The sequence below is a fragment of the Streptomyces polyasparticus genome (assembly GCF_014493765.1).
GTDB classification, from domain to species: domain Bacteria; phylum Actinomycetota; class Actinomycetes; order Streptomycetales; family Streptomycetaceae; genus Streptomyces; species Streptomyces polyasparticus.
Genome location: NZ_JACTVJ010000010.1, coordinates 497,699 through 515,222 on the forward strand (window position 1 = coordinate 497,699; position 17,524 = coordinate 515,222).

Genomic DNA, 17,524 nt, shown 5'->3' on the forward strand with positions numbered 1-17,524 from the left:
CCTGGGCCGATGCGCCGGGCAGGCCCGCATCGTCCTGGCCGCGCTGGGCCTCGCCGGCTGGTTCGCCGTACGAGCCGGGCTGCGTCCACTGCGCAGGATCGAGTCGACCGCGGCGGCCATCGCATCCGGCGACCTGACCCACCGCGTCCCCGAACTCGCCGGCCCCCGCACCGAATTGGGCCGCCTGTCCACCTCGCTCAACGGCATGCTGGACCGCATCGAGGCCGGAGATGCCGCACGCGACGACGCGCAGCGGCGGATGCGCCGGTTCATCGCGGACGTCAGCCACGAACTGCGTACCCCGCTCGCCGGCATCAAGGGCTTCACCGAGCTCTACCGCATGGGCGGCATGCCGGAACGCACCGACGTCGACACCGCGATGAGCCGCATCGAAGGCGAAGCGGGACGCCTCGTCCAACTCGTCGAGGAACTCCTGCTGTTGGCCCGCCTGGACGACCGCTCGACCGAATCCGCACCGCCCCTCCAACGCACGCCGATGGATCTGCGCACCCTGGCCGCCGACGCCCAGCACGACCTGCGGGCCCTCGACCCGCAGCGCACCGTCACCCTCACCGGCCTCGACGGCGGACCGCCGGGCGGCGCCCCGGTCCTCGGCGACGAGGCCAGGCTGCGCCAGGTCACCTCCAACCTCGTCGGCAACGCCGTCGCCCACACGCCCGCCGGCACCCCCGTACGGATCGGCGTCGGCACCCAAGATGCCTTCGCCGTCCTGGAGTTCGCGGACGAGGGTCCCGGCATGACCTCCGAGCAGGCCGAGCGCGTCTTCGACCGCTTCTACCGCGCCGACACCTCCCGCGGCCGCGCCACCGGCGGCGGATCGGGACTCGGCCTGGCCATCGTCGACTCACTCGTCCGCGCCCACGGCGGACGCGTGGAAGTCCGTACGGCGCCGGGGCGGGGCGCGACCTTCAAGGTGCTGCTGCCGCGGTACGCGGGGGAGTGAGCCCGCCCGTGCGAGGAGAGCGGGCCGCGCCTGACCGGCGACCGGATCCAACGATACTTGCGTAGTAACGCAAGTATCGGCACAGTAAGAGGCGCCGGGCGGCCGCCGCCCCAGCGGAGCACCGCTGCCCGGGGGGCGTCCTGCCCGTATCCCTGAACTCGCACATCCGGCATGCTCCGGCACCAGGAACGAGGAGGTGGTCACCGTGCCTTCCGGTGAACCTCGCTCGCGGTCGTACGGCCGCTGAACCCCAGCCCACCCCCCTTGCGCGCAGCCGTCCGGCGCGCGCCGTTCCACCAGGGCGATGAGGGTGCCGACGGTGCATTCCCGCAGGAGTACGGAGCGGAAGCGGCTCAGGTCGATGTGGCCGAAGGCGAGGCCGCGCGCGAACAGGGTCGTGGACTGGGTGGCGGCGTTGCCGTCCATGTCCGTCACCAGCGGCATGAAGGCGGCGAGGATCGCCACCGCCTGGATCATCTCCTCGAAGCGGCCGACGTACTGGCCGACCAGGAATCCCCCGGTGAGGGTGACGAACAGGAACGGTACGCGGCGCGAAACGGCTTGCCGGATCGGATCGGCGGCGCCGCCGGCCTCGTGGCCTTCGCGATGCACGGGGTCCACTTCGGTCTGACGATCGGCATCTCCATCTTCGTCACGACCGTGGTGGCCACGGCGCTCGGCTTCCTGCTGCCCTGGCTTCTCGCCAAGAGCGGCATGGTCCACGCCCCCGCGGCCGATCCGCTGATCACGACCATCAAGGACTTCACCGGAGTGGTGATCTACTTCGCCCTGGCCGGGCTCCTGATGGGGCTGTGAAGCGGGTCGGTGGGCCGGCATACGTGCCGGCCCACCGGTGTGTCTCAGGCGATTGGGAAGTCGAAGTACGTGTCCGGGAAGGGCTCGTCCTTCAGCGTGTAGTGCCACCACTCGCAGTCGTATCCGCGGAAGCCCGAGCCCTCCATGACGGAGTGCAGGAGATGGCGGTTGCGTGCCTCGGCCATCCGCACCCCCTGCGCTCCATGGTGCGAGACGGAGTCCATCAGGTCGTGGCCGCCACCCATGGCGGCGAGCTCTCCGCTGTCCAGATGGTAGAGCGTGATGTCGACCGTACTTCCGCGGCTGTGGCCGGACTTGGCGGCGACATAGCCCTGCTCGAACATGTCGGCCCGGTCGATGTTCGGGTAGTGCCGCTGCTTCGTCCGGCCGTCCTCCGGCTCCTTAGCCCAGCGCAGGAAGCAGTCCACTGCCTGCTGGGGGCGGTATCCGTCCCACAGGAGGAGCCCGAAACCGAGATATTCGGCGCGGGCCCGGGCGTCTTCGAGTGCGCCGCACAGCGCCCGGGTGCCGACGATGCGATTCGCCCGGTATCCGTCCACCGGCTTGCCGGTGAAGTTGTCCCACGTGGCGTATTTGGCGTCCCAGCGTATGCCGGGGACCAGTTCGTCGACGAACACGAAATCCTCGTTCACCGGCGGCCTCCCGCCGATTCCTCGGACGTCGCCGCCATCGCCAACGACACCAGCCGGTCGAGCAGTTGGGAGAGCGGGATTCCCGCGGCCGCCATCATGCGCGGGTAGCGGCTGTACGAGGTCATGCCGGGGAAAGTGTTGACCTCGTTGAGCACGACCGTTCCGTTCTCCTTGAGGAACAGGTCCACGCGTGCCAGCCCCCTGCAGCCGAGGGCGCGATAGACGGCCTTCGCCGTCTCCTGGACCAGCGCGCGCGACGCGTCGGAAATATCGGCGGGCACGATTGCCGTCGAATTGTCGGAGCCCTGCTCAGGGGCCTCTTCCTGATGGATCCTGAAGAATCCGTGCGACAGGGCGATCCGGTCCACCTCGCCCGTCGTCAGATCGTGGCCGTTGCCCAGGACAGCACACCCGACCTCCCCGCCGACGACAGCAGCTTCGATCAGCACCTTCGCGTCGTACTGCCGCGCGGCCTCGATCGCGCCCGGCAGTTCCTCCTTCCCGGACACCTTGCTCACGCCGAACGAGGAACCGGAGCGCGCCGGCTTCACGAACACGGGGTAGGGGAGAGCTTCGGCATCGATGTCCCCGTCCGCCGTGACGGTCCAGAAGTCCGGCGTCGCGATCCCCGCACTGCGCGCCACGGTGTAGGCCAGCGACTTGTCCATGGACAGCGCCGAACTCTGCACATCGCAGCCCGCGTACGGGATGCCGGACAGTTCGAGAAGGCCCTGCATCGCCCCGTCCTCGCCCAGCGTGCCGTGCAGCACGGGCAGGACGACATCCAGGCGGATCGTCTCGTACTTGCCCTCGTCGAGGACGAGCAGACCGCCCACCGTCCGGTCGGGCGACAGCGCCGCCGGACGGCAGACGCCGTTCTCCCACTGCGCGTCGGGGCCGTCGCAGAGCAGCCAGGAGCCGTCCCTGGTGATTCCTATGTAGTACGGCTCGTACTTCGCCGTGTCGAGATGCTTCGCGACTTCCTGAGCCGACTTGACGGAGATGGGGTGCTCCTCGGAAGAACCTCCGAAGATGATGCCGACCCGGAGCTTATCCATGCTGATTCCTGCTTTCGAATTCAAGGCAGTTGGCAATCGAGTTCTTGACGGTGTCGCTGAGTGCGTGGTCCGTGTAATAGGCGGTGTGCGGGCTGATGAGGACGTTCGGCAGCTCCTGCAGCCGCAGCAGCGGCTTGCTCTCGATCGCCCGGTCGCCGCAGTCGGTGTAGAAAATGCCTTCCTCGCCCTCGAGAACATCCAGCGCCGCACCGCCGAGACGGCCGCTCTCCAGACCGTCGATCAGGGCCTCGGTGTCCAGAAGAGGACCGCGGCCTGTGTTGACGACGAACGCGCCGTTCTTCATCCGCTCGATGCGCCGGCGGTCGAGCAGATGGTGCGTGTCCGCGGTGAGCGGGGTGTGCAGCGTGACGACATCGCTCGTCCGCAGGAGTTCATCGAGGGGAACGTAATCGGCAACCGAATGCGGGCGATGGTGGTACGCGAGGACACGGCAGCCGAAACCCCGGAGCCGGTCGACGACCGCCGATCCGATGCGTCCCGTGCCGATGACGCCGACGGTCAGGTCCCGCAGTTCCTTTCCGCGCGCCGCGTTCAGCCGGTAGTCGTGGACGGCCGTACGCAGGATCGTGGACTTCGCGTCACGTATCGCCATCAGCATCAGCATCAACGTGTAATCCGCCACGCTGTCGGGAGAGTAGGAGACATTCCCGACGGTAATGCCGAGGCCCTCGGCGTATTCCAGGTCGATGTGGTTGAAGCCGATGCTGCGCGTCGAGACATATCGCACACCGGCCCGGCGGAGTGCCAGGAGCGTGCCGTTGGTGACCGGAGTCTTGTGGCCGACGCTGATACACCGGTTTCCGTACGCCAGTTGGGCATTGGACTCGGAAACGGCCGCCTCGGTGAGGACGGGAACGATGCCGAAGCGAGGCGCCATCTCACGGAACAGAGCGGACTCGTCCTGCCCGCATCCGTAGACCGTGATCCCTGTTGCCGGAAGAGCGGGAGAAGACGGTGAAGCGGGGGAGCGGGTGCGCCGGGCCGTGGCACGAACGGGTTCGGTGGAGGTCATGCCCACAGTCAACGAGGCGCTGTGTTGCCGGGACGTATGCGCTTTTCGATACGAGGACGATATGCCTGCGGGGCATCGTGGAAGGCCGCCGCATTGCATGCGAGGCACGGCGGGAGTCCGCATTGCGTGAGGCATCGTGCGTATCGTCGGCGTATCGAAAAAGCGATACGCGCCGGCAACATCGTGTCCCTTTGCCTGAAGGCATGACACGCAGTGAACGAACAGCCGTCCCCCTGCACTTCGCCGTGCCGCGCCCGCGCATCACCGGGACGTCGTCATGATTCCGCTGACTCTGGGCGAGATCGCCGCGGTGGTCCGCGGGACGGTCGCAGGCGACGAGGCGGTGACGGTGACGGGACCGGCCACGATCGACAGCCGGCAGGCGGCCGAGGGCGGACTCTTCGTCGCCTTCACAGGCGAGCGGGCCGACGGCCACGACTATGCCCAACTGGCGGGCCTGGCCGGAGCGGTGGCCGTGCTGGGCTCCCGTCCCACCCCGCTGCCGACAGTTGTCGTGGACGATGTTCAGAAGGCGCTCCAGACACTCGCCGCTCATGTCGTGGCGCGGCTGCGCACGGGCCTGACCGTGGTGGGAGTGACCGGCTCGCAGGGCAAGACCGGTACCAAAGACCTGATCGCGGCCGTACTTTCCGGCGCGGCGCCCACCGTCGCCACCGTCGGTTCACTGAACAACGAGATCGGCGTACCGCTCACGATGCTGCGCGCCGACGCGGACACTCGCTTCCTCGTCCTGGAGATGGGCGCCCGCCATATCGGCGACATCGCGGCGCTCACCGATCTGGTCGCGCCCGACATCGGCATCGTCCTCAACGTCGGTCAAGCCCACGTGGGCGAGTTCGGCTCGCGCGCCGCCATCGCCAAGGCCAAGGGCGAGATGGTGCAAGGCCTGGCCCCCGGCGGCACGGCAGTCCTCAACGCCGACGATCCGCGCGTGGTCGCGATGCGCGCGCTCACGGACGCTCCGGTGCTGACCTTCGGGCGGGCTGCTCACGCCGACGCACGAGTAGGCGACCTGCGGCTCGACGGCTCGGGCCGGCCGTCCTGCACTCTGCGGACCGCCGAGTCCTCAACTCCCTTGACGCTGCCGCTCGTCGGAGCTCATCAGGCCTTGAACGCCGCGGCCGCCACCGCGGTGGGTCTGGCAGCGGGCATCCCGCTCGCCGCGGCCTCGACGGCGCTGGCCACCGCCACATTCTCGCGCTGGCGCATGGAACTGCGGACGCTGACCTGCGGCGCGAGACTCCTCAACGACTCCTACAACGCCAACCCCGATTCCACCCGCGCCGCCCTGGACGCCTTGGCGGCGATCGAAGGCCGCCGCCGTATCGCCGTACTGGGCGCCATGCTCGAACTCGGCGCCGACAGCGAGCCGGAGCACCGCGCCATAGGGGAGTACGCCGCCGCCCGCGCGGACGTGGTGGCCGTGATCGGCCCGGACGCGGCGATGACAGCCGATGGGGCGGGGGAGCGGGCGCTGATGCTCGACGGCAACGACGCGGCCACCGCCTGGCTGCGCGCGCACCTCACGCAGGGAGACGTGGTCCTGATCAAGGCTTCCCGCGCCGCCCGTCTGGACGAAGTCGCCGCCGCACTTGAGTAGTCGACCCGGCCGGTGGTCCGGCCGGTTCTTCATGCGGCGGGCCGCCGACGGGCGTTTTGGGGCGCACCACCGGCGGGAACGACAGGCCTAGCGTCCGCGTCGCCGCATGTACAGATCGAATGCCCGGTACACCATCGGCCGCAGGGGCAGGTCCCACTCGCCGGCGTAGCGCACCGCCTGCCCCCCGGTGCCGACCTTGAACTGGATCAGCCCGACATGCGGGTCGTCGGTGTCGAGGGTGGGGGTGATGCCGCGCAGGTCGTAGGCGTCGCAGCCGGCCGCAAGGGCATCGCGGATCATCACCCACTGGCAGGCGTTGGAACCGCGCACCTCACGCTTCTCGGTCGAGGAAGCACCGTACAAATACCAGGAATGACCGCCGACCTGGACCACAATCGTGGCCGCCACCAGGTCGCCTCGGTGCCGGGCCAGACAGAGCCTGATCCGTTCGGGTGCCTCGGCACTCATCTCGGCGAACATGGTCGCGAAGTAGGACAGCGGCCGGGGCGTGAAGCGGTCGCGTTCGGCGGTGTGCACATAGAGGTCGTGGAAGGCCTTGAGGTCCGCGTCGGCGGCGTCGCCCACCGTGACCTCGACACCCTCCTTGACCGCCTTCTTGATGTTGCGGCGCCACTGCTGGTTCATGCCCCGCAGCACGTCGTCCTCGGTCCTGCCGGCCAGCGGAATCTCGTACGTGAACTGCGGCTGCCCGGCGCCGAACCCGTCCTCCGGGTTCTGCGGCAGCCAGCCGGTGTCCCTGAGCTGCCGGGTGACGTGGACACCGAGGGGATCGTCCGCACCGTCGACGATGTCCGTGAGGCGCTTGATACACGGGTCGGCGACGCCTTCCTTGACCTGCGCGGCGCTCCACACGTGCGTGCGCACCGGGGGACCGAGCCGTATCGCGAATGCGCCCTGCGCCTTGAGATGCGCCGCCAGCGGGTCGAGCCACTCGGCGATCCGGCCGGTCCAGTCGATCACCGGACCCTGCGGCAGGTAGGCCAGCGTGTAGCGGTCGAGTCGCGGCACCGGCCGGTGCAATACGAGCCCGGCACCGACGAGCTGACCGCCGTCGAACCAGCCGAGGTACTCGCTGCGCCACTCCGTCTTGACGCGACCCCACGCCGGTGTCTGCAGAAAGCTGACCGACCGCTGTTCCCGGACGAACGCCGAGTACTCGGCCGCGGTGATCGCCCGCACGCTCAGGCCCGCGTCGAGGCCGTTCCGGTTGCGTGCGGTGCGGGGTGGTTCGCTGTACGACATGGCCCCAGTCAAAGCAGGGTGATGTTGCCGGAGCGTATGCGGATTTCGATACGTGGACGATATGCGGGGCCGATGCGCGCTGCCGACGTGAGCTTCGCGCTTCGCGCTTCCGATGCGCGCTGCCCCCTGAGTGGTGGGGGCGTGCGTCGATTCGGCGTAGTCGCCCGTGCGGCGGGTGGCGTCGCGGTACGGCGTCGGATAGACGGGGCGGGTGATCAAGAGATTCCGGTTGTGGTGTGCGGTGCTCGGACTGGCGGCTGTCGCGGGGGTGTTGTCGCCGGCGGCGGCGACCACGGCGCCGGTCCCTGCGGCGATGGCGGACCCGGTCCCACGGGTGCAGTTGCGCAAGGCGGTGCAGTTGCTGGGCGTGATGACCGAGCACGGCGCCCCGTACGAGCAGGGCGTGTTCGGGACGTGGTGGGACGCGGACTTCGACGGGTGTGACACACGCGCCGAGGTGCTCAGGGAGGAGGCGGTCGGCGCCCTGCGCGTCGGTGACGGCTGCGCGATCACCGGTGGGCAGTGGTACTCGTGGTACGACGACCTGCCGGTGACGGGGGACCCGGCGCGGAAGGTCGTGGTCGAACATCTCGTCCCGCTCGAAGAGGCGTGGGCGTCCGGCGCGTACGCGTGGGACGCGGCCAAGCGGGCGGCCTACGCGAATGATCTCGGCGCGCGGGCGACCCTGACCGCGGTGTCGGCGGCGGCCCACCGGGACAAGGCGGGCCGGGATCCGGCCGGATGGCTGCCCCCGTATGTGCCCGCACGCTGCGCGTATGTCACCGACTGGGTGATCACCAAGCTGCGTTGGGGCCTGACGGTCGATTTCGCCGAGGCCGTGAAGCTGACCGAGGTGGCGCAGGGCTGCCCCAACATGCCGGTGCTCCTGTCGGAACGCTGAGAACTGCCGCGCGGCGGCGGGTTGTTCACCGTCGTCGCGCGGTCCTCTTCTGCATCAGGTGGTGCAAGCGTCTTGCGGACTTGCCCGGCCAGCCAATAGAAAGGAAAGGTTCCTATCAGTCGCTGATGGGAAGTCCCGCCGAGGTTGTGCACCTCAGCAGCCACGGTTCCGCACCGTCATGCAGCCCCGAACTCCCTTCGCCGGGCAGGCGCGTCGACCCTCGTCACCCTCATCGCGCGCAGCTCCCGGCCAGACGAGAAACCGGAGAAGCACATGCCACTCCCCACTCCGAGACGGCGGTGGGCGCCGTTCGGAACGCGGCACCGCACCACCGGCCACGGCACCGCCGACCAAGGAACCACCGGCCACCACACCCCCGATCACCGCACCACCGGCCATCGGCGCCGACGCAGGAGCGGATTCAGGATCGCGCTCGCCATGGTCCTCGCCGCCGTGCCCGCTGTCATCGTCCTGAGCACCAGTCAGGCGGCCGCACCCACCGGCCTCGACGACCCGGTGAAGAAGGAAATAGCCATGCAACTGGTCTCCAGCGCCGAGAACTCGTCGCTGGAGTGGAAGGAGCAGTACGACTACATCGAGGACATCGGCGACGGCCGCGGCTACACCGCCGGCATCGTCGGCTTCTGCTCCGGCACCCACGACATGCTCGAACTCGTCGAGTACTACACCAGCCAGGTGCCGAACAACCCGCTCGCCAAGTACCTGCCCGCGCTGCGCGAGGTCGACGGCTCCGACTCGCACGAAGGCCTCGACCCCGGCTACACCACGGCGTGGCAGCAGGCCGCGCAGACCATCGAGTTCCAGCGGGCGCAGGAGCACGAGCGCGACCGTGTCTACTTCAACCCGTCGGTCACGCGCGCCAAGAGCGACCAGCTCCAGGAACTGGGTCAGTTCATCTACTACGACGCCATCGTGATGCACGGCCAGTCCGGCTTCGACTCGATCCGCGCCGAGGCCCGCTCGAACGCGGACACCCCGGCCGAGGGCGGCGACGAGACCACGTACCTGCACGCGTTCCTCGACGCCCGCGTGGCTGAGATGAAGAAGGAAGCCGCGCACGAGGACACCAGCCGGGTCGACACCGCGCAGCGCGTCTTCCTCGACAACGGCAACCTCCGCCTCAACACCCCGCTGGTCTGGCACGTCTACGGGGACCGCTTCGAGATCGCGAAGGACCCGGTGACCGGCCCCTCGCCCAGCCCTTCCGAACCGGGCGGCGGGGAACCGCAGTTGATCTCCAAGGGCAAGCCCGTGGCCGCGTCCTCCAGCGAGGACTCGGTGCTCACCCCCGACAAGGCGGTGGACGGCAACACCAGCACCCGCTGGGGCAGCAAGGAGGGTGTGGACCCGCAATGGATCCGTATCGACCTCGGTGAGGGCGCGAACGTCTCCCGCGTGAAGCTCCTGTGGGAGGCCGCCTACGCCAAGACGTACCGCGTCGAGATATCCGCCGACCGCACCACCTGGACCCGCCTCGCCACCGAGACCGCCGGCAACGGCGGCACCGACGACTGGACGGGCCTCAGCGGCAAGGGCCGCTACCTGCGCGTGTACGGCACCGTGCGCGGCACCCCGTACGGCTACTCGCTCTACGAGGTGGAGGTCTACGGCACCACCGGCTCGGGCCCCGGCCCGACCGACCCGCCCACCGGAGCGTTCACCGTCGTGGGCGCGGGCGACATCGCCGACCAGTGCACCGCGAGCGACTCGGGCTGCCAGCACTTCAAGACGGCCGACCGGGCCGCCGCCATCAACCCGGCGTTCTACATCACCATGGGCGACAACCAGTACGACGACGCCCACATCGAGGACTTCCAGAACTACTACGACAAGTCCTGGGGCCGCTTCAAGGCCAACACCAACCCCGTACCCGGCAACCACGAGTCCTACGACGACTACGAGAACCGCGACGAGAAGGCCTACCGCGAGTACTTCGGCTCCCGCGCCACCCCGCAGGGCAAGATGTGGTACTCGTACAACCGCGGCAACTGGCACTTCGTCGCCCTGAACTCCAACCGCTTCGACGAGCAGGAGCAGTTGGACTGGCTGAAGGCGGACCTGGCCGCGAACACCAAGAAGTGCGTGGCGGCCTACTGGCACGAGCCGCTGTTCAGTTCCGGCGACCACGGCAACGTGCCCGTCAGCCGGCCGGTCTGGCAGCAGCTCGAAGCGGCCGGGGCCGAGCTCGTGCTCAACGGCCACGACCACCACTACGAGCGGTTCGCCCCGCAGACCCGTGACGCCCAGGCCAGCCCCACCGGCATCGTCCAGATCATCGGCGGCGCCGGCGGCAAGGACCTGTACGGCCAGGGCGACACCGTGCAGCCCAACAGCGCCAAGCGGATCTGGGACAAGTTCGGTGTGGTGAAGCTCGACTTCACCGACACCGGCTTCCGCTCGCAGTTCGTCGACACGAGCGGCACCGTGCTCGACACCAGCCCCACCTACTCCTGCCACTGACCGCCGCCCGCACGCCCCGGGCGCGCCCGCACATCAGGGGTGCGTCCGGGGCGTGCCTCAGGAGTCCTCATGTATCTCGCCGCCGGCAGGGGCGGCCCGACGTCAGCCCCTGCGCCCACCGCGCCCGCACGACCGGCCGGCCGCACCCGCGTGGCCTCCACCGTCGTCGCGCTCGGCGCGGTCAGCCTGGTGACCGACATCTCCTCCGAGATGGTCACCGCCGTCCTTCCCCTCTACTTCGTCCTCCAACTGGGCCTCAATCCACTCCAGTTCGGCTTCCTCGACGGGCTCTACAACGGCATCACCGCCTTCGTACGGCTGGCCGGCGGCCATATCGCCGACCGGCGCCGACGGCACAAGCTGGTCGCGGGGTCCGGCTACGCCCTGTCGGCCGTCTGCAAGCTGGGCCTGCTGTTCGCGGGCGGCTCCACCACGGCCCTGTCCGCCACACTCGTCGCCGACCGCGTCGGCAAGGGCATCCGCACGGCGCCACGTGACGCGCTGATCTCCCTCAGCTGCGCCGAACGCGATCTCGGCCGGGCCTTCGGCGTCCACCGGGCCATGGACACGACCGGCGCCCTGCTCGGCCCGCTGGCCGCCTTCGCGCTGCTCTGGCTGACCGCGGACGCGTATGACGCGGTGTTCATGGTCAGCTTCTGCCTCGGCCTGTTCGGCGTCCTTCTCCTGTACGCCTTCGTCCCCGGCCGTCAGGAGCATACGGGACCCAACTCCAAGGCAAGCACGCTCCGTTCAGCCTTCCGACTGCCGAGGATCCCGGCCTTCCGCCGTGTCCTGATCACCGCTTCCCTGCTCGGTCTGGTGTCGGTGGGCGACGGCTTCCTCTACCTCGTCCTGTACAAGCGCCTCGACCTCGACTCGGCCTACTTCCCCTTGCTGCCGCTGGGCAGCGCCGCCGTCTATCTGCTGCTCGCGGTCCCCATCGGCCGCGCCGCGGACCGAGTCGGACGGCGGATCCCCTATCTCCTCGGCCACTTGGGGCTGCTCGGTGCCTACCTTGTGCTGTTCTCCCCGGCCGCGGGCTGGCCGCTGACCATCGCCGTACTGCTCCTGCTCGGCACCTACTACGCCGCAACCGACGGCGTCCTCATGGCACTTGGCGGCCCGGCCATCCCCGCAGGGCAACGCGCCACCGGCCTCGCACTGCTGCAGTCGGGACAGGCGCTCGGCCGGCTGGGGGCCTCCGTCCTGTTCGGTGCCGCGTGGACGCTGTGGACCATGCACACGGCCCTCGCCCTCGCCGCCGTGGCCCTCTCGGCGGCCCTGCTCGCCGCTCTCCTCCTGCTGCCCCCGCATCCGACGGAGCACCCCCGATGACCCACACCCTCACCCTGCGCACCCGCGTCGGCGCGGTCGCCCTGGCCGCCGTCGTCCTGGCGGCGCTCGCCGTCGTCTACACGGTCCGCGCGACCGACCGCGGCACGACCCCCGCGGGTGCCTCGGGCGTCACCCTCGACAACACCCCTGGCCTGTACGTCCGTACGGCCGACGGAACGATCGCCGCGCTCGCCGGCAGCGAACGGAAACCGACCGGCCTGTCCTGCCGTCGCTTCTACGCCGGAGCCGCGAAGTCGGTCTGCCTCACCACCAAGCCCGGCGTCCCGCCCAGATCGCAGGCGGTCATCCTCGACCGGACCCTGAAGCCCCAGCGCATCGTCACCTTCGGCGGGACCCCCAACCGGGCCCGGGTCTCGCCGTCCGGCCGGATGGTCTCCTGGACGGTGTTCGTGAGCGGTGACTCGTATGCGGGCAACGCCTTCTCCACCCGCAGCGGCATCCTCGACACGCAGACCGGCTATCTGATCAAGAACGTCGAGACCCTCCAGCTCACCCTGGACGGCCGGCGCTACAGCGCCTCCGACGTCAACTACTGGGGCATCACCTTCGCCGCGGACGACAACCGCTTCTACGCGACGGTGTCGACGCGCGGCAAGACGTACCTGGTCGAGGGCGACCTGCGGGCCTGGACCGCCCGGACGCTCCGCGAGAACGTCGAATGCCCCTCCCTGTCACCCGACGGCACCCGCATCGCCTACAAGAAGCGTGTCCGCAAAGGCACTTCGGACCCCTGGCGGCTGCACGTCCTCGACCTGAAGACCCTGCGCGACACCCCACTGGCCGAGCCCCGCAGCGTCGACGACCAAGCCGCCTGGCTCAACGACAAGACCCTCGCCTACGCCCTGCCGGGCAGCGCTCAGGGCTCATCGGACATCTGGTCCGTAAGGGCTGACGGCAGCGGCCAACCGAAACGTGTGGCGCGCGACGCGTCCTCACCGAGCATGAACCCAGGTGAGGGTACGAGGCGGGGGCAAGGAGGTGTCGGAGCGCGGTAGTGTCCGTTTCTCCGACTGGGGAGGGCTCATGGCGACCAAGTGGAGCTTGACGATCGACTGCGCGTACCCGGGGAAGCTGGCCGCGTTCTGGGCGCTGGCGCTGGGCTATGCGGAGAAGCCCGCGCCCGCAGGGTTCGGGAGCTGGGAGGAGTGGTTCTCACATCATGAGGTTCCGGAGGACGAGTGGGATGACGGGGCGTACCTCTCGGATCCGGACGGCGCAGGCCCCGCCTTGTCTTTCTTGAAGGTGCCGGAGCCGAAGATGGTGAAGAACCGGCTGCACATTGACGTGCAAGTCGGTGGCGGCCGCGAAACACCGTGGGAGGTGCGCTGGCCGCGCGTGGTCGAAGCGGTGGAGCGGTTGACTGCTGCGGGTGCGACCGTGGTCCGCGAGGACGAGTTGCAGGGCAGGCCGGATCACGTGGTGATGGCAGACCCGGAAGGCAACGAGTTCTGCCTGGTCTGACGGGGGCCACCCGATGCCCTTGGGTGGGCCAACCACACGAGGGGCGCGCCCGGTTCCGCAGAACAACGTAGGGAAATTTGACACGATGGCGCGCATGCCCACGCCCCACCTCGCTACGGATGCCGCCGCCTTCTACGCCGCCCAGAGCCTCTTCTCCGACCCCGGGGAGTTCACACCGCTCTACGCCGGCCTGCCCGCCGATCCGCGCGAACTTGCCGGGGTCGTACGGGACTTGATGGTCCACCGCTTGGAAGGTGACCTCTTCGCCTGGGCCATCCCGCAGGACCGGCTCCACAACGATGCCGAGACGCGCTACGTCGACGGCATCCTGCGGATCGTCACCGCTCGTGACGATGCCCCGCTCACCCGGCGCCGCGAGGTCGGGGACCGGTTCGTCGGGGTCTGCCGCGACTTCGCGCTGCTGCACTGTTCGTTCCTGCGGCACGTGGGCATTCCCGCCCGCATACGGTCCGGCTTCGTCGACTACTTCGGTACGGACGGCTTCCGCTTCGACCACGTGGTCACCGAGTACTGGGACCCCACGCGAGGCTGGCTGCTCGCCGACCCCCAGCTGGCGGACCCCCTCGTCGTGGAGACGCACAAGGTGCGCTTCGACCCCATGGACGTCCCGCGCGACCGGTTCCAGTCGGCCGGTGACGCCTGGCAGCGGATCCGCGCGGGCGAGGCCGATCCGAAGTCGTACGGCGTCGCGCTGCCGGACGGCCTCCTGGTCGGGGAGTGGTTCGTGGCGGGGAACGTCCGGCTCGACCTCGCCGCACTCAACAAGGTCGAGACACTCCTCTGGGATGTCTGGGGGACCGGTGCCGGCAGCGACGAGGAGATGACGGACACCATCCGCGAGCTGTACGACACCGTCGCGGAGTTGACCGCCGGCGAGGTGCCCTACAGCGCGACGCGTCAGCTCTTCGCGGAGAACGACGGCCTGCGGACGCCGCGGACCGTGACCTCCCTCGCCCCGTTCAACGGCCCCGGCGAAGTCACCCTCCGCGGCTGACCGCGGCGCGCACGCTCCCGCCGGTCACGGCCGGCCGAGGCGGGCGCTAGATCCGCCCGTTGCGCAGCGACTGCCACACCGCGCCGGCCAGCGCCTGCGTCGACCGGGGGACCGACAGATGCTCGTACTCGCGGTACAGGGCCCAGTTGTACTTCACCAGCGACAGCTTGTTGGAGGACAGCGAACCGGCGCGGTGGGCCCTGTACAGCGCCAGCGGCTCGGTGAGGCCCCGCGCGTCGTGTCCGTCCCGCATGATCGACAGCCACAGGCCGTAGTCCTGCCGCTTGGGCATCGTCGGCATCAGCCGCGTGCCCAGGACGGTGCGGTCGTACATCGCCGTCAGCGCCCCGATGTAGTCCCGGCGCAGCATTGCCCTGTAGTCCACGTGCTCCCGCGCCGCGATGACGCGACCGTTCGGGACGAAATCGGTGCTCTCGCCCGTGTAGTCGGCGTCGATCTTGAAGTACGAGGTGAACGTCAAGGGCGCCTTGCCCTGCGCCGCGAAGGCGAGCTGCCGCTCCAGCTTCTCCGGGAGCCACATGTCGTCACTGTCGAGGAAGGCGACATAATCCCCCTTGGCGCGCTCCATCGCCAGGTTGCGGGCCTTGCCCGCACCACCGCGCTCCGGCGCCGCCTGCGGGCGTACGCGCTCGTCCTGCCGGGCGAAGTCCATCAGCAGGTCCATGGAGCCGTCCGACGACATGTCGTCGGTCACCAGGAGCTCGACGTCGCCGTGCGTCTGCGTGAGCACGGACCGGACGGAGGCACCCAGCGTCGCGGCCGAGTTGTAGACGGGCATCACGACAGACACCAGGGGCACAGCGAAGCTCCTTCTTGGACTCTGGAAGACGGTCCATTCAAACACTGGAACAGCGGCACGAAATGCCACGCCTACTGTTTCCACAGGTCAGGGCGCTGCGAGAGGTGTGGTGCGGCCTGGACAGGCTGCGCGGGCCTGGATCATCAATCCGGCAAACCGCCGGTAGGCACCGACCTGGCCAGCTGCGGTGGCCGTCACTACATCCTCGGCCGAGCGCGGCGAGCGGCTGCGCCGGTTCGGCGCGCCCCACGTTCTGGAGCGCTCCGGCAAGGCAGCGGGCGAGTGACACCGTAGTCACGGGTGCGCTCCCCGTACGTCCGGGCTCGTGAATAGAATGCGCTCCCATGTCGAACCCTGACGAGCTGCTCGTCGACATCGCCGCCACAGTGGAGTCCGAGCAGAGCAACCAGATGTCCTTGACGGTGGTCACCAGCGGAGCTGTGGTGACGGGACGCCTGGCCCCCGAGGCCGTATGGAGGCAGCGGGTGGCGGAGGTCCTGACCGACTCCGACCGGCTGAGCCCCTTCGCCGGCGTCTTCACCACGGACAACAAAGCGCAGGTACGGACCGAGGGCGATGCGGCCCCCACGCATCTGCACTTCCACGTCGCCCGGATCCTGCAGGGGAACATCGGAATCCCGGAGACGGGCGGGATGTACCGCGTGGCGATCAAGGACATCAGCGCCTGGACGGTGGGCGACTTCAGCTACACCGACCACTGAGGGGCTCCGGCCCACCCCGACCACCGAGGGGGCGGCGGCACCGTACCCGACCGGTGAAGAGCCGGTCACCACCACCCTGCCTGCGCCGTGCGCGCGGCGCGGACCATACTGGTGCGAGCCCCCGCCCCCTCACAGATCGACTTCATGGCCAAGAACACGTCGTCCACGACCGTCACTCCCGACACCGCATGGCTGGCACGCGGGCGTCACCTCGGTCCCGATCCCGAGCTGGACGTCCGCCGCAACCTGATAGCGCTCAAGGCCGCCGGGGTCCTGGAGGACTTCCTGGAACTCGAGCCCGCCGAGGCGGCGCGGTCCACCGTGCTGTACCCGCGGGACGCGGCTGCCGACCCCGGCCCGTCCGCCCGCCGTGTGTTCGAGGCACGCTGGCGCATCGCCGACGGTGTCACCGTGCGCGCTCAGCTCACCACGTACGACCGTGAGAGCCGTCGACAGCAGCCGGACTCCGTCGTCTGGATCCTGGCGGCAGAGGCGGAACAGCGCTGGCACCCGGACTGGCCGTCACCCGCCACGATGTTCTGGCCGGACAGCGACCGCGTCGAGTGGAACCACGACATGGTGCCGGACGTGCGGATCGGCACGGTCAACTACCTGCCGGCGGACGACGACGAGCTCCGCGCGCGGCTCAAGGACTGCGCCAAGCAGAGCTGGCACCTCCACTTCGTGGTGCACGAGGCGATGACACCGGACGGGCGAGGCCGGCAGCCGCTCACCTCGTTCCTGCCGCCCAGCCTGCGGCATCAGGTGATCGAGCACCGGGCCATACCGCAGCAGGCGCAGATCGCCGACTTCGCTCTGCGCAAGGAGCGTGGCGTACGCCTGCCGCGCGGCGGTGCCGTGGTGCTGCCGAGCGCCGAGCCCGCCGCCGCGTACGACGCTGAGCACTTCACGCTCCACACGGTGTTCCTGGACGGCTCCCGGCCCACGGAACTCATCGAAAGGCTCGCGGAGCTCGCGGCGCTGCCACGCCCGCTGGCCCCCGAGGCCGAAGCCGCGCTGACCCGTCTGCGCCAGGGCTGGCACCTGCTCACCCCCGAGGAGGAACTCGCCCACGCCCAGCGCATGGCGCACCACTACGCCCAGGCGCTCGAGGCCATGACGCAGTCGCGCGACCGGTACCAGGAAGCGGCCGAGGCGCTGAAGGCCGCCCTGGCGGAGGCGACCGACGGCCAGGGTCCGGCCCTCGCGTCACCGATCGTGCCCGCGAAGCCGGACTCCTCTCCGCTGAGCGCGTTCACCAAGGCGATCGGTCGCTTCCGCGGTCCTGGGAAGTAGCTCGGGGCCCCGAACCCGGGAAGCAGCCCGCCTCGGCTGCCCCGGGAAGCAGCCGGCTTCCGCG

General features: G+C 69.5%; 16 protein-coding genes and 2 pseudogenes. 12 read left to right on the plus strand and 6 right to left on the minus strand.

Annotation, left to right across the window (positions count from 1 at the left end; all coding sequences use genetic code 11):
* Positions 1-28 precede the first annotated feature (28 nt).
* Positions 29-964: pseudogene (locus H9Y04_RS21765) on the plus strand (sensor histidine kinase); the annotation flags it as partial.
* Here H9Y04_RS21765 and H9Y04_RS48480 read toward each other — a convergent pair.
* The gene (locus H9Y04_RS48480) at positions 866-1,441 is read right to left on the minus strand and encodes a magnesium transporter (protein WP_368858437.1); all 576 of its coding nucleotides are present in this window, start codon (positions 1,439-1,441) and stop codon (positions 866-868) included. The pseudogene H9Y04_RS21765 and the gene H9Y04_RS48480 sit on opposite strands and share 99 nt — an antisense overlap.
* On the opposite strand from H9Y04_RS48480, the gene H9Y04_RS47960 reads away from it, so the two are divergent.
* Complete coding sequence (locus H9Y04_RS47960; RefSeq protein WP_214661409.1) at positions 1,328-1,780, plus strand: magnesium transporter; 453 nt, start codon at positions 1,328-1,330, stop codon at positions 1,778-1,780. The two genes, H9Y04_RS48480 and H9Y04_RS47960, sit on opposite strands and share 114 nt — an antisense overlap.
* A 44-nt stretch (positions 1,781-1,824) precedes the next feature.
* Here the strand turns inward: H9Y04_RS47960 and vanX are convergent, their stop codons facing one another.
* Genes vanX through vanH form a run of 3 tightly spaced genes read right to left on the minus strand, consistent with a single transcriptional unit; the run spans position 1,825 to position 4,524 of the window.
* Positions 1,825-2,433, minus strand: a complete 609-nt coding sequence (gene vanX, locus H9Y04_RS21775; protein WP_187815622.1) for a D-Ala-D-Ala dipeptidase VanX — start codon at positions 2,431-2,433, stop codon at positions 1,825-1,827.
* Entirely contained in the window at positions 2,430-3,491 is a 1,062-nt protein-coding gene (gene vanA, locus H9Y04_RS21780; protein WP_187815623.1) for a D-alanine--(R)-lactate ligase, read from the minus strand. Before vanA ends, vanX begins: the two co-directional genes overlap by 4 nt.
* Positions 3,484-4,524, minus strand: coding sequence for a D-lactate dehydrogenase VanH (gene vanH, locus H9Y04_RS21785; protein WP_187815624.1), 1,041 nt, complete (start codon positions 4,522-4,524; stop codon positions 3,484-3,486). The genes vanA and vanH overlap by 8 nt, the downstream gene beginning before the upstream one ends.
* A gap of 277 nt (positions 4,525-4,801) precedes the next feature.
* On the opposite strand from vanH, the gene H9Y04_RS21790 reads away from it, so the two are divergent.
* Positions 4,802-6,145, plus strand: coding sequence for a UDP-N-acetylmuramoyl-tripeptide--D-alanyl-D-alanine ligase (locus H9Y04_RS21790; protein WP_187815625.1), 1,344 nt, complete (start codon positions 4,802-4,804; stop codon positions 6,143-6,145).
* A gap of 87 nt (positions 6,146-6,232) precedes the next feature.
* On the opposite strand, the gene H9Y04_RS21795 is transcribed toward H9Y04_RS21790, so the two are convergent.
* Positions 6,233-7,408 (minus strand): lipid II:glycine glycyltransferase FemX, encoded by a 1,176-nt coding sequence (locus H9Y04_RS21795; protein ID WP_187815626.1) that lies wholly within the window; start codon positions 7,406-7,408, stop codon positions 6,233-6,235.
* A 211-nt stretch (positions 7,409-7,619) separates the two neighbouring features.
* Here H9Y04_RS21795 and H9Y04_RS21800 point away from each other — a divergent pair, with 211 nt between their 5' ends.
* The 7 genes and pseudogenes from H9Y04_RS21800 to H9Y04_RS21825 all read left to right on the plus strand — a co-directional run bounded on the left by H9Y04_RS21800 (position 7,620) and on the right by H9Y04_RS21825 (position 14,622).
* Positions 7,620-8,309, plus strand: a complete 690-nt coding sequence (locus H9Y04_RS21800; protein ID WP_308801060.1) for an HNH endonuclease family protein — start codon at positions 7,620-7,622, stop codon at positions 8,307-8,309.
* A 438-nt stretch (positions 8,310-8,747) separates the two neighbouring features.
* Positions 8,748-9,497: pseudogene (locus H9Y04_RS46895) on the plus strand (chitosanase); the annotation flags it as partial.
* 132 nt (positions 9,498-9,629) lie between these two features.
* Entirely contained in the window at positions 9,630-10,790 is a 1,161-nt protein-coding gene (locus H9Y04_RS46900; protein WP_438818129.1) for a galactose-binding domain-containing protein, read from the plus strand.
* A gap of 69 nt (positions 10,791-10,859) precedes the next feature.
* Positions 10,860-12,125, plus strand: coding sequence for an MFS transporter (locus H9Y04_RS21810; protein WP_187815627.1), 1,266 nt, complete (start codon positions 10,860-10,862; stop codon positions 12,123-12,125).
* Complete coding sequence (locus tag H9Y04_RS21815) at positions 12,122-13,141, plus strand: TolB family protein (RefSeq protein WP_187815628.1); 1,020 nt, start codon at positions 12,122-12,124, stop codon at positions 13,139-13,141. Before H9Y04_RS21810 ends, H9Y04_RS21815 begins: the two co-directional genes overlap by 4 nt.
* A gap of 28 nt (positions 13,142-13,169) precedes the next feature.
* Positions 13,170-13,607, plus strand: coding sequence for a VOC family protein (locus tag H9Y04_RS21820; RefSeq protein WP_187815629.1), 438 nt, complete (start codon positions 13,170-13,172; stop codon positions 13,605-13,607).
* A 94-nt stretch (positions 13,608-13,701) separates the two neighbouring features.
* Positions 13,702-14,622, plus strand: coding sequence for a transglutaminase-like domain-containing protein (locus tag H9Y04_RS21825; RefSeq protein ID WP_187815630.1), 921 nt, complete (start codon positions 13,702-13,704; stop codon positions 14,620-14,622).
* A gap of 46 nt (positions 14,623-14,668) precedes the next feature.
* On the opposite strand, the gene H9Y04_RS21830 is transcribed toward H9Y04_RS21825, so the two are convergent.
* Entirely contained in the window at positions 14,669-15,442 is a 774-nt protein-coding gene (locus tag H9Y04_RS21830; protein WP_187815631.1) for a glycosyltransferase family 2 protein, read from the minus strand.
* 344 nt (positions 15,443-15,786) lie between these two features.
* On the opposite strand from H9Y04_RS21830, the gene H9Y04_RS21835 reads away from it, so the two are divergent.
* Together H9Y04_RS21835 and H9Y04_RS21840 are read left to right on the plus strand one after the other, a co-directional pair.
* Positions 15,787-16,164 (plus strand): GvpU-like protein, encoded by a 378-nt coding sequence (locus H9Y04_RS21835; protein ID WP_187815632.1) that lies wholly within the window; start codon positions 15,787-15,789, stop codon positions 16,162-16,164.
* Between the two features lie 144 nt (positions 16,165-16,308).
* Positions 16,309-17,460, plus strand: coding sequence for a hypothetical protein (locus tag H9Y04_RS21840; protein ID WP_187815633.1), 1,152 nt, complete (start codon positions 16,309-16,311; stop codon positions 17,458-17,460).
* Positions 17,461-17,524 lie beyond the last annotated feature (64 nt).

Bases quoted from the DNA above. Each gene is read 5' to 3' on its own strand.
- H9Y04_RS48480 (WP_368858437.1), bottom strand. From the start codon at position 1,441: ATGATCCAGGCGGTGGCGATCCTCGCCGCCTTCATGCCGCTGGTGACG.
- vanA (WP_187815623.1), bottom strand. From the start codon at position 3,491: ATGGATAAGCTCCGGGTCGGCATCATCTTCGGAGGTTCTTCCGAGGAG.
- vanH (WP_187815624.1), bottom strand. From the start codon at position 4,524: ATGACCTCCACCGAACCCGTTCGTGCCACGGCCCGGCGCACCCGCTCC.
- H9Y04_RS21790 (WP_187815625.1), top strand. From the start codon at position 4,802: ATGATTCCGCTGACTCTGGGCGAGATCGCCGCGGTGGTCCGCGGGACG.
- H9Y04_RS21795 (WP_187815626.1), bottom strand. From the start codon at position 7,408: ATGTCGTACAGCGAACCACCCCGCACCGCACGCAACCGGAACGGCCTC.
- H9Y04_RS21810 (WP_187815627.1), top strand. From the start codon at position 10,860: ATGTATCTCGCCGCCGGCAGGGGCGGCCCGACGTCAGCCCCTGCGCCC.
- H9Y04_RS21815 (WP_187815628.1), top strand. From the start codon at position 12,122: ATGACCCACACCCTCACCCTGCGCACCCGCGTCGGCGCGGTCGCCCTG.
- H9Y04_RS21820 (WP_187815629.1), top strand. From the start codon at position 13,170: ATGGCGACCAAGTGGAGCTTGACGATCGACTGCGCGTACCCGGGGAAG.
- H9Y04_RS21825 (WP_187815630.1), top strand. From the start codon at position 13,702: ATGCCCACGCCCCACCTCGCTACGGATGCCGCCGCCTTCTACGCCGCC.
- H9Y04_RS21835 (WP_187815632.1), top strand. From the start codon at position 15,787: ATGTCGAACCCTGACGAGCTGCTCGTCGACATCGCCGCCACAGTGGAG.
- H9Y04_RS21840 (WP_187815633.1), top strand. From the start codon at position 16,309: ATGGCCAAGAACACGTCGTCCACGACCGTCACTCCCGACACCGCATGG.